An 11,724-nucleotide genomic window follows, 5' to 3' on the forward strand; every position below is an offset into this window, starting at 1 on the left:
CGTCAGCTCCGTTTCAGCTTGGGGTCCAGCGCGTCGCGCAGACCGTCGCCCATCAGGTTGATTGCCAGCACCGTGACCAGAATGGCCAGGCCCGGGAAAGTTACCACCCACCACGCGCGCAGAATGAATTCGCGCGCTTCGGCCAGCATTGTGCCCCATTCCGGCGTGGGCGGCTGCGCCCCCATGCCTAGAAAGCCAAGTGCCGCAGCATCCAGGATCGCGGTCGAGAAGGACAGCGCCGCCTGGACAATGATCGGCGCCAGACAGTTCGGCAGCACGGTTTTGAACATCAGGCGTGCCTTGCTTGCGCCGGCCACACGGGCCGAGGTCACATAATCCTTTTGCCGTTCGGCCAGAACCGAGGCGCGGGTGAGGCGCACGTAATGTGGTTGAAACACAATGGCGATGGCGATCATTGCATTGGTCAGAGACGGGCCCAGAATGGCGACCAGAACCAGTGCCAGCAGCAGCGACGGAAAGGACAAGATAATATCCATCACGCGCATGATCATCGTGTCGACCCATTTGGGTGCAAACCCGGAAAGCAGGCCAAGAACCACACCGCCTGACACGGCCACACAAACCACGACGATACCGACAAAGAAGGAATAGCGAGATCCCATAATCAGCCGCGAAAGCATATCCCGGCCCAGTGGATCAGTCCCCAGCGGGAAGGCCCAACTGCCGCCTTCCTGCCACGCCGGAGGCTGCAGGATATGCTCGCGGAACTGTTCGGTTGGATCGTAGGGGGCCAGCAAAGGTGCGAAGGCAGCACAAAAGACAAAGGCAGCGAATACCCACAGGCCAATCACAGCGCCGCGGTTTTCACTGAAATAAAACCAGAATTCGCGCAAGGCGCTTGGGCGGTCTTCGGTTTTGGGTGCGTTTGCAGATAGTTCAGCCATCACCGCCTCCGGATTTTTGGATTGATGATGCCATAAAGGACATCGACCAGTAGGTTCACCAGCATCACGATCACGGCGATCATCAGAAGACCGCCCTGCACCACCGGGTAATCGCGCCGGAAGATGCTGTCGACCATCCACTTGCCGATGCCCGGCCAGCTAAAGATCGTCTCGGTCAGAATTGCACCAGCCAGCAAAGTTCCAACCGACAGGCCGATCACCGTAATCACGGGGATCAACGCATTACGCAGAGCATGCAGCCCGTTGATCCGAGTGGGTGACAGACCTTTTGCCCGCGCGGTACGGATGTAATCCTCGCCCAGAACCTCAAGCATTGCCGAGCGCGTCTGACGCGCAATGACAGCCAGCGGGATCGTCCCCAGAACAATCGTTGGCAGAATCAAATGCCGAACAGCCGACGTGAATGCCCCGGGTTGCCCCGACAAAAGACTGTCGATCAGCATAAAGCCGGTCACGCTGGGGAAGTAATACAGAAGGTCGATCCGACCCGAAACAGGTGTCCAGCCCAAATTGCCCGAGAACACGATGATCAGCAGCAGCGCCCACCAGAAGATAGGCATCGAATATCCCACCAGCGCAGATGACATCAGCGCCCGATCAAAGAATTTGCCCCGGTTGACTGCGGCAATGACACCGGCGGGCAACCCAAGGGCCACCGCGAAGATCATCGCGCAGATCGACAATTCCAGCGTCGCTGGGAACAGGGCAAAAAACTCGTCCCAGACCGGTTTCTTGGTGACAAAGCTTTCGCCCAGATCGCCCTGCATAACGCCGGTCAGATAGTCCCAATATTGTTGGAGGACCGGCTTGTCGAAGCCCAGTTTGACCACCATTTCCTGATAGCGTTCCTCGGACATTCCGCGTTCGCCGGCCATGACGATGATCGGATCACCAGGCAAAACGCGAATGAACATGAAGGAGATAAGCGTTACACCCAGAAATGTCGGAATGAACATACCGAGACGAGAAAGAAAGTAGCCAAACATCAGCGACCTATGATTGTGAGATCTTTGGGAAAGTGGGTTAGCGACCGACAGCCATCCCCTGTAACAAGCACGTCATCTTCTATGCGCACGCCGAAATTGTCCAGCGCGTAAAGGCCCGGCTCGTTTGTCCAAACCATGCCCGGCAGGATTTTCTGGTCGTTTCCACGCATGATATACGGCGCTTCGTGAACGTCGCGGCCCAGACCGTGGCCCGTTTTGGTGCGGATCCGATCGGCATAGGGTGACGCTTCGAGAACGCCGATCACGGCATCGTCGATATCATGCGCCGTGACACCGGGACGGCAGGCTTTGAATCCTGCCAGATTGGCGCGCAGAACGGTGTCATAGACCGCCCTGCCCTCGTCCGAGACCTCTTCGACAAAGAACGTGCGGGTGATGTCGGCGGCAAACCCATGTTTGCGGGCTCCGAAATCAAACAAAAGCGCATCGCCCGGTTTGATCTGGTAATCCGCCCGCGCCTTACCATGGGGCCGCGCCGAGTTATCCCCGGCGGCAACAATCGGCGAAAATGCCAGCGAGGCGGCGCCTTCCGCAAACAGCGCCTGAATCAAGGCCTGTTCAATCTGCAATTCGGTCTGACCGACGCGCACATCCGCAATCACGCGCTCTAATGCGCGTTCAGAGATGTCGATCGCGGCTTGAAGCGCTGCGATATCGTCTTCTGTCTTGATAATGCGCAAGCCAGAAATTTCACGCTCGGCATCGACAATCCGCAGGTCCGGTAACGCGTTGGTAAACGCTTTCGACACAAAGACTCGCATCACCTGCCCTTCCACAGCCAGCGATGTCAGCGGCATATGCTTGGCGAGGGCTGCAAAGGCGTCATCATATCCGGTCTGGTCGAACCAGTCGAAAACGGCGCCTTCAAATTCAACCAGGTCCCAACTGCCGAGCTCAAGGTTGGGAACGATGGCCGCAGGAGAACCTTCGCCGGGGACCACGACCACAAAGGGCCGCTCGTGGCTCATGAAAGGTTTTCCCAATGCGCGGGTGAAATTCGGGCCGGGCACAAGGGCCACGGCATCAACTGACATGTCCTTTGCCAGTTGACGGTACTCGGACAAATTCGGCATCAGGGCCGACCTCCAATAAGAAACCGGAGCCGCCACGCGGGCGGCTCCGGTCGGTAAGTGATGAATTATTCGACGCTCACACCATAGAAGATGTGGCCGCCCAGCGGGTGCACTTTATAGCCCTGCACTTCGTTGCGCATCGGCATAAAGACCACCGAGTGTGCGATCGTTGCCCAAGGCGCCTGCTCTTTGAAGACTACCTGAGCGTCTTCGTACAGCTTGGTGCGTTCGGCCTGATCGGTGGACTGCTTGGCCTTGAGGATCAGCTCTTCGAAGGGCTCGTGGCACCACTGCGCCCGGTTCGAGGCTTCGCGTCCGTCACAACCCAGCAGAACCGCCAGGAAGTTGTCTGGATCGCCATTGTCACCGGTCCAACCCAGCAGAACGGCTCCGTCACGGTCCAGATCTTTCGAACGCGACAGGTATTCACCCCATTCATAGGACACGATTTCGACGTCGACACCAACCTTGGCAAAATCCGCTTGGATCAGCTCGGCCATACGGCGTGCATTCGGGTTATAGGGACGCTGTACCGGCATAGCCCAAACCTTCATCGACAGGTCGGATACGCCTTCGGCTTCCAGCATCGCCTTGGCCGCTTCGGGATCATACGCGTCATCGGTGATGGCGTCGTTATAGCCCCACATGGTTGGCGGGATCGGGTTCTTGGCAACTTGGCCCGAGCCCTGGAACACGACGTCGATGATCGCATTCTTGTCGATCGCCATGTTCAGCGCCTTGCGGACCTTCGGATTGTCGAACGGTGCCATGGTGGTGTTGTAGGCGAGGTAGCCGACGTTCAGGCCTTCCTGCTCCAACATGTTGATATCTGCATCGTCCTGCATCGCCTGAATGTCGGCCGGGTTCGGATAAGGCATGATATGACATTCGCCCGCTTTCAGCTTTTGATAGCGAACCGATGCATCCGGCGTGATCGCGAAGATCAGGTTCTCCACATCCGCAGGGGCCTTCCAGTAGTCAGCATTCTGCGCATAGCGGATCACCGCGTCTTTCTGGTAGGCTACAAACGAGAACGGACCAGTCCCGATCGGTGCTGTGTTCAGCTTCTCAGGCGTACCCGCGGCCATCATCGCATCCGCATATTCCGCAGACAGGATCGAGGCAAAGTCCATCGCCATGTTGGCCACAAAAGGCGCTTCAGGCTTGGACAGGGTGAACTTCACTGTGTAGTCGTCGACTTTTTCAATCGACTCGACCAGGTCCGGCATACCCATGCCCTGGAAATATTCCCAGGTACCACCAGATACCTGATTATAGGCATGGCCTTCATCCTTCTGGCGCATGAACGAGAAGATCACGTCATCAGCATTGAAATCACGCGTCGGCGTGAATTCGTCATTCGAATGGAATTTGACGCCCTGACGCAATTTGAAGGTATATTCCAGACCATCATCGCTGGCCTCAACGCTTTCAGCCAGACCGGGGATAACATTGGTAGTACCGGTCTCAAACTCGAGCAGACGGTTGTAAATCGGGTGTGACGAGGCATCAAAGGTTGTCCCTGCAGTAAATAGCGCCGGGTCAAAGCCTTCGGGTGATCCTTCCGAGCAATATACCAAAGTATTTGCTTGGGCCGCAGCACTGGACAACGCAATCGCTGCAGTTGCGGCCATCAATCTAAGTTTCATGAGTTTCTCCCAGAAATGTTTTTTCTTCAGATTTTCGCGTTGTTCTAATTTCTAGTCAGAACAATCTTTGATGACTGTCACCGCAGCGAAATCCCTGCCCAATGTATCCAAAATACAAAATCCATTGTCAACTGAGTTCACCGCCCAGCGATCAGGAAGTAAAAAAGAGGGCAGGTACAGCGTTATGATTTGCCTGGTCGAGCCTGTTTTCTAACTGATTTCGGTTCTTTGGCGATTAGAGCCAAGCAGTGGCGAAGCCACCGGGCAGGAGCGTCCGAACTCTTGAATGCCATCAATCCTAAATGCCGCGGGCTTCAGGGATCGACCTCCACATCCATATCTTGAATCGAGTCGATCCGACCCAAATGTCAGGCGCCGTAACGGGCCATGAACATGTCGACAGCCTGCAGCGCGACCTCTTCAATCTCAGCCTCTGAAAAGCTGCTTTGAATGCCGAATGTGGATCGGGGCCAAAGGCGGACCTTGCACAATTCCGAAAACTGTTCAGCGGCAAATTGAAGGTCCTCGATAACCAATTCGCCTTTATTCACCGCTTTTTGCAGATATTCTGCAAGTTGCCGGGTGCCATTTTGCGGCCCCGCCTCATAGAAGGCGCGGCCAAGTTCGGGGAACCGATCTTGCTCGGCCACGCAGATGCGGAACACCTGCTGCGCAAAATCCGACACCAGAAATGCGGCCAGCTGGGTCGCAGCGATGGTCAGCACCTCGCGTGCGGGTTTTGTATCGTCAACCATCGAAACGACATTCTCGGCCATACGGCAGCATTCGTTCTGGGCGACCTCCATGAAAAGAAGACGCTTGTCCGGGAAATAGCTGTACAAAGTCGCCTTGGAAACACCCGCCGCGCGCGCAATGTCATCTACACTAGCTCCTTCGAAACCATCTGCCATGAACACTGATCGGGCTCCTTGCAGGACCTGATCAAATTTTCGGCCTGTTCGCAAAATGGCAGTTGCTTCGGACATGCGCTCTCCTTCAGGGGTGAATTCGTCGAATCTATAAACTGATCAGTTCAGATACAACGATTCGCATAGGATTTCGGCCATGGGCAGGCGGGATTATGGTAATTTTTCCGTTAGGTCAGTCCGCGAAGGTCGTTCGGCGGGGCCTGATTGGCCAGGGGTTGCCGCCAGAGAAAACCGTGCTAACACTCTGGCCATGGCTGATATTTTTCTGCGTACGCTGCCGTTCTTTGCGATTATTGGCCTGGGGTATTGGGCTGGGCGCAGTCGGTTCTTTTCGGAAGAAGCCACGGCCTATCTGACGAAATTCGTGTTCTATTTCGCGCTTTCGGCAATGTTGTTCCGCTTTGCCGCCACCCTGCCCTTTGCCGAGATATTCGACGGCAGATTGGTCGCGGGCTATCTGCTGGGAACGCTTACGGTTTATGCTCTGGCCAGTCTGATCGCGTGGATGCGCGGCCTTGACATACCAACCTCGGCCGTCGAGGCCCAATGCGCTGCGATCGGCAATGTGGGCTTTCTGGGGCTGCCGATGCTTGCGCTTTTGTTCACCGAAGCAGCAATCGGCCCGGTCATGCTGGTATTGACTGTCGACCTTGTGGTGTTTTCCTCGCTGATCGTGATTTTGATCAATGCCGGACGCGATGGGCGGCTGACGCCGGCAACATTTAGGTTGATTGGCCTCGGTTTGCTCAAAAACCCGATGATCGTATCTATTTCAGCGGGGCTTTTGTGGTCAGCCTTCCAAATTCCCGTGCCCGTTCCACTGAACGATTTTCTGACAATCCTGGGCGGGGCAGCCACTCCGGGAGCCTTGTTTGCGATAGGGGCATCGCTCGCCAGCAAATCCGCCGAGCGTGTTCAGATCGCTGCCTGGCTGAGTTTTTGCAAACTGATCATTCATCCGCTCTGCGTTGCTGTTTTCGTAATCTGGCTGATCCCGGCGGAAAGCTTCTCGGCTTCGGTTGCCATTGCAGCGGCAGCACTGCCTGTCGCTGGGAATGTCTATATGCTGGCGGCCTATTACGGGGTCGCACCCCATCGGGCTTCGGCCGCAATTCTCTTGTCCACCGTGGTCAGCATCCTGACACTGCCGCTGGTGATTGCCATAGCCGGAACATTCTAAGCCACAGATAGGGAAAAATACTCGCTGGCCGCAGGAACACAGACTTTACGCACGGACCGAGTAACGATAGCCATGGCGCGAACCTAACGTAAGGACGGAACCAAATGGAAACCCTTTCGGAAAACGCTTGTTTCGGAGGCGTCCAGGGCGTCTATCGCCACGCCTCGGCTGCCTGCCAATGCGACATGACTTTTGGACTGTTCCTGCCCGCCGAGGCAAAGGACGGCCCGGTTCCGGTTCTATGGTATCTGTCTGGCCTGACCTGCACCCATGAAAACGCCATGACCAAGGCCGGGGCGCAGGCCTGGGCCGCGGAACAGGGTATCGCCCTTGTTTTCCCTGACACATCCCCGCGCGGCGAAGGCGTCGCCGATCACGAGGACTACGATCTGGGCCAGGGCGCGGGGTTTTATGTGAATGCCACGCAATCACCCTGGGCACCGCACTTCAACATGTGGGACTATGTGGCCGAGGAATTGCCCGCTCTGCTGGTTGAAACCTTTGCAATCGACGCAGACCGCCAGGCCATTACCGGCCATTCCATGGGCGGCCATGGCGCCCTGACATTGGCAATGAACCTACCGGGTCGGTTCCGATCGGTTTCGGCATTTGCACCAATTTCAAACCCAACAAGCGCCGATTGGGGCCGCAAACAACTGAAGGCATATCTGGGCGATGACGCGGCCCAATGGGCCAAGCACGACGCATCGCTGATGATGAAGAACACCGGTTTCGACGGCCCTGTCCTGATCGACACCGGCGACAATGACCAGTTCATCGACCTGTTGCGCCCCGAGGCGCTGGCCCAGGCGATAGCCGAACGTCGCCAACAGGCAGTTTTCCGTCTGCAGCCCGGCTATGACCATTCTTACTTCTTTGTGTCGACCTTCATGGAAGACCACATCACTTTCCACGCCGAAGCACTGTATGGAGACTGAGGCATGAGCAAATACGACTATGACCTGATCATTGTCGGGTCCGGCCCTTCCGGTCGTTCGGCGGCGATTCAGGCAGGCAAGTTGAAACGCCGGGTGCTGGTTATCGACCGCAAGGATCGGTTGGGTGGGGTCTCGGTCCATACCGGGACCATCCCGTCAAAAACCCTCCGCGAGACAGTGCTGAACCTGTCTGGCTGGCGCGAGCGCAGCTTTTACGGGCGCTCGTACCGGGTAAAGGATCAGATCCGGGCCGAAGACCTCAAGGCTCGGCTGCACATGACGCTGGACCATGAGGTCGATGTGCTGGAACATCAGTTCAATCGGAACCACGTGGAAACCTTAAATGGTCTGGCAAGATTTGTCGGTCCCCACGAGATTGAGGTTGCAACCGACGCAGGCGAAACCACACGTCTGTCCGCCGCAAAGTTCCTGATTGCCACCGGAACCAAGACCTATCGTCCCGATTATGTGCCCTTCAACGGGAAGACCATCGTCGATGGCGATGATTTTCTGGAGATGGCCGAGATACCGCGCTCGCTATGCGTGATCGGGGCCGGTGTAATCGGTGTTGAATATGCCACGATGTTTTCCGCGCTTGATGTACGTGTCACCCTGATTGAACCCCGCGAGACGTTTCTGGATTTCATCGACAGCCGGCTGATCCACGACTTTACCCACCAAATCCGCGAAAACGGCGTGGATTTGCGGCTGGGCTCTGCCGTTGAAAAGATCGAAGATGGAGGTAGCCACGTAGAAGTGACGCTCGAGAATGGACGGCATGTCCGGGCCGAGATGTTGCTGTTTGCCGCCGGGCGGATGGGCGCGACCTCGGCCTTGAATCTGGATGCTGTCGGGCTGACAACCGATCACCGCAACCGGATTGAGGTCGATCGCAAGACCTATCAGACAGCGGTACCGCATATCTATGCGACCGGAGATGTAATCGGACATCCCTCGCTGGCATCAACCTCGCTGCAGCAGGGGCGCGTGGCGGCATGTCACGCGTTGGAGACCCCGACCCTGCCGGAAAGCCCCTGGTACCCTTACGGCATCTATTCGGTGCCCGAGATATCCACCTGCGGCATGTCCGAAGAGGAACTACAGGAGCGCGATATCCCTTACGAGGTTGGCGTCGCGCGATTCCGCGAAACTTCTCGCGGGCATATCATGGGGTTGGAACATGGCATGTTGAAGATGCTGTTTTCGCTGAAAACCCGCCGGGTTCTTGGTGTGCAGATCGTAGGCGAAGGCGCGACTGAGCTGATCCATATCGCACAGGCTGTATTGAACCTGAAAGGCACAGTGGATTATTTCGTTCAAAACACATTCAACTACCCGACCTTGGCCGAGGCCTATAAGATCGCTGGTCTGGATGCGTTCAATCGGATGCCCATCCCCGAGGAATTCAAGGTCAAGAAGAAGCCTGCCGAGAAACAGGCAAAGAAAGCGTGACAACCCTGTACATAGACGCAGATGCCTGTCCAGTGAAGGCCGAGGCCGAGCGTGTAGCGACCCGACATAAGATTCCGATGGCTCTGGTTTCGAACGGGGGTCTGAGACCTTCGGCCAATCCTCTGGTACAGGTTGTGATCGTGTCCGCAGGTGCGGATGAGGCCGATAAATGGATCGCAGAGCGTTGTGGTACAGGGGACGTGGTTGTGACCTCAGACATTCCTTTAGCCGCGAAATGTGTTGAAGCAGGTGCGCGTGTATTACGTCACAACGGCGAGGCCTTTACCGCCGCCAATATTGGTCAGCAACTGGCGATGCGCGACCTGATGGCAGACCTGCGTTCGGCAAACCCACTGGGCGCAGGGGGCGGTGGCAAGCCTTTTGGCAAGGCCGATAGGTCCCGGTTTTTGGATGCGTTGGAACGGGAATTGCGGGCGGCACTAATGGCGTGACCCTCCCGCCCGTCACAGACGCATCAGAGATGCGTCCCCTCCGGTTGGGCCGGGCAGCGCTGCGCGCTGCAGTTCCTGTCTTGAAAAGCGCAGCAAGGATTGATTCAGTCAGCCCTAGCAGAGATTCTAAGAAGGATTATTCATGCCAATAGAAGCGGTGGTTTTCGACATCGGGAATGTCCTGATAGAATGGCAGCCAGAACAGTACTACGATGCGGTTATTGGTGAAGACCGTCGCCGGGCCATGTTTGCCGAGGTTGACCTGCATGGAATGAATGATCTGGTTGATCAGGGGCATCACTTCACGGACACCATCTATGGCTGGGCTGAAAAATATCCCCAATGGCGGGATGAAATCCGGATGTGGCACGACAAATGGATCGAATTGGCCACGCCCGAAATTCCCCACTCGGTACGACTGCAACGTGCGCTGCGCGCCAAAGGCATCTCGGTCTTTGCGCTCACAAATTTCGGGGTGCAGAATTTTGAGTATGCAACCACGGTCTATCCATTCCTCAACGAGTTCGACCGGCTGTATGTTTCAGGTCGCATGCAGACCGTGAAACCGCATGTCCCGATTTACGAGAAGGTAGAGGTCGATTGTGGTCTGGCGCCTGAGGCGTTGTTGTTCACCGACGACCGGATCGACAATATCGAAACGGCGCAGGCGCGAGGCTGGCAAACGCATCATTTTGAGGGCCCGCAAGGATGGGCAGACCGGTTGGTGGCAGAGGGGCTTTTGACCCGCGAAGAGGCCCGCTAGATCAGGCTGCGACGGAGAGCGGCCGGTTCTCGCGGATGGGAAGGTGAACGATGGCGCTGAAGGCGCCGATGGCCACGCCGACCCACCAGACAAAGGTGTAATCTCCGTACTGGTCATACATGCGGCCGCCTAGCCAGACGCCAAGAAAACTGCCGACCTGATGGCTGAAGAAGATGATGCCGTAAAGCGTACCCATGTAGCGCAACCCGTACAAATGTGCGACAAGCCCCGAGGTCAGTGGAACCGTTGCCAGCCAGAGCGAACCCATGACCAATGAGAATACAACAACCGTGATTGGCGTGATTGGCAGGATTATGAAAGCCGCCGCTGTAAGCGTGCGGGCGGCATAAATAGAGGCCAGAAGGTATTTCTTGGGAAAGTGCATTCCGGCCCACCCCGCCAGCAATGTCCCTCCGATATTGGCCAACCCGATCAATGAAATCGACACAGCCCCTAATGCGGAAGTTGTCGTTATACCAATGGAATGCAGTATTCCACCCGGCTGAATCGGGCCGCACATTTCGGTAACGAAAGCGGGAAAATGCGCTGTGATAAAGCCAAGCTGATAACCACAGCTGAAAAATCCCAGGAAAATCAGGGTATAAGACGGGTCCCGGAAGGCCTTACCCAGAATCTGGCCCATGCTCTCTTCGATTTCGGCTTTGGTTGCGGCTTGGGGGGCGCGCATGAAGGGCAGAGTCATGACCAGTGCCAGGATGGCAACGGCAAACACGATGAAAACCTGTTGCCAGGGCATAAAAGACAAAAGCCATTCCGCCGTTGGAGCACCCAAAACCTGGCCAAAGCTTCCTGCCGCTGTCACGACGGCCAGAGACATAGAGCGGTTATGATCAGAGGACGCCCGTCCAACTACGGCAAGCACGACACCAAACCCCGTGCCGGCAATCCCAAAGCCCACAAGCCAGGCGTACATCTGATGCTCGAAAGGGGTAACGGACCACGCCGACAACACCATGCCCGCTGCATAGGTCAATGCCCCGAGCACAATCGCACGGCGATCCCCCACCTTCTCGGCGATGGCGGCAAAAATGGGTTGCCCAATTCCCCAAGCGAGATTCTGGATCGCAATCGCCATCGAAAAATCGGTGCGCAGCCAGCCGAATTCAGTCGCAATGGGGATCTGGAATACGCCAAAGGATGCCCGCACTGCAAAACTGACTGCGATAATGATGCAGCCGACGATCAAGATCGGGTTTAGCAGGCGCGCGTGTTGGGGCATTGAATCCTCGGGATGGCAGAGCCGCGACGGTACGCAAATTTGTACCGTGGTCAATTCAGGAGTTTTGACGCCGCGGATAAGCAAAATTGATGCATCTTCCAAATGCCTTCTTTTC

The 11,724-nt window shown here is 56.4% G+C and carries 11 protein-coding genes; 5 read left to right on the top strand and 6 right to left on the bottom strand.

Annotation, left to right across the window (positions count from 1 at the left end):
* Positions 1-2 precede the first annotated feature (2 nt).
* From AC2FFB_RS08220 to AC2FFB_RS08240, 5 genes are all read right to left on the bottom strand, one after another.
* On the bottom strand, positions 3-905 hold the full coding sequence (locus AC2FFB_RS08220; protein ID WP_185956667.1) for an ABC transporter permease subunit: 903 nt from the start codon (positions 903-905) through the stop codon (positions 3-5).
* Positions 905-1,912, bottom strand: a complete 1,008-nt coding sequence (locus tag AC2FFB_RS08225) for an ABC transporter permease subunit (RefSeq protein WP_142636316.1) — start codon at positions 1,910-1,912, stop codon at positions 905-907. Before AC2FFB_RS08225 ends, AC2FFB_RS08220 begins: the two co-directional genes overlap by 1 nt.
* On the bottom strand, positions 1,912-3,006 hold the full coding sequence (locus tag AC2FFB_RS08230) for a M24 family metallopeptidase (protein WP_142636318.1): 1,095 nt from the start codon (positions 3,004-3,006) through the stop codon (positions 1,912-1,914). The genes AC2FFB_RS08225 and AC2FFB_RS08230 overlap by 1 nt, the downstream gene beginning before the upstream one ends.
* Positions 3,007-3,071: 65 nt before the next feature.
* Positions 3,072-4,655, bottom strand: a complete 1,584-nt coding sequence (locus AC2FFB_RS08235) for an ABC transporter substrate-binding protein (protein ID WP_142636319.1) — start codon at positions 4,653-4,655, stop codon at positions 3,072-3,074.
* A gap of 368 nt (positions 4,656-5,023) precedes the next feature.
* Positions 5,024-5,641, bottom strand: a complete 618-nt coding sequence (locus tag AC2FFB_RS08240; RefSeq protein ID WP_142636321.1) for a TetR/AcrR family transcriptional regulator — start codon at positions 5,639-5,641, stop codon at positions 5,024-5,026.
* Positions 5,642-5,834: 193 nt separating this feature from the next.
* On the opposite strand from AC2FFB_RS08240, the gene AC2FFB_RS08245 reads away from it, so the two are divergent.
* From AC2FFB_RS08245 to AC2FFB_RS08265, 5 genes are all read left to right on the top strand, one after another.
* Positions 5,835-6,764 (top strand): AEC family transporter, encoded by a 930-nt coding sequence (locus AC2FFB_RS08245; protein ID WP_142636323.1) that lies wholly within the window; start codon positions 5,835-5,837, stop codon positions 6,762-6,764.
* A 104-nt stretch (positions 6,765-6,868) separates the two neighbouring features.
* Positions 6,869-7,702 carry an S-formylglutathione hydrolase gene (fghA, locus tag AC2FFB_RS08250; RefSeq protein ID WP_142636325.1) on the top strand — a complete coding sequence of 278 codons (834 nt, stop codon included), beginning with the start codon at positions 6,869-6,871 and terminating at the stop codon, positions 7,700-7,702.
* 3 nt (positions 7,703-7,705) lie between these two features.
* Positions 7,706-9,154: a Si-specific NAD(P)(+) transhydrogenase gene (gene sthA / locus AC2FFB_RS08255; RefSeq protein WP_142636327.1), complete on the top strand. Its 1,449-nt coding sequence runs from the start codon at positions 7,706-7,708 to the stop codon at positions 9,152-9,154.
* The gene (locus tag AC2FFB_RS08260) at positions 9,151-9,606 is read left to right on the top strand and encodes a YaiI/YqxD family protein (protein ID WP_496713643.1); all 456 of its coding nucleotides are present in this window, start codon (positions 9,151-9,153) and stop codon (positions 9,604-9,606) included. Before sthA ends, AC2FFB_RS08260 begins: the two co-directional genes overlap by 4 nt.
* 142 nt (positions 9,607-9,748) lie before the next feature.
* Complete coding sequence (locus tag AC2FFB_RS08265; protein ID WP_496713641.1) at positions 9,749-10,369, top strand: HAD-IA family hydrolase; 621 nt, start codon at positions 9,749-9,751, stop codon at positions 10,367-10,369.
* Position 10,370: 1 nt separating this feature from the next.
* Here AC2FFB_RS08265 and AC2FFB_RS08270 read toward each other — a convergent pair whose 3' ends face one another.
* The gene (locus tag AC2FFB_RS08270; protein ID WP_496813714.1) at positions 10,371-11,609 is read right to left on the bottom strand and encodes an MFS transporter; all 1,239 of its coding nucleotides are present in this window, start codon (positions 11,607-11,609) and stop codon (positions 10,371-10,373) included.
* Positions 11,610-11,724 lie beyond the last annotated feature (115 nt).

This window comes from Ruegeria sp. YTSA219 (assembly GCF_059609985.1).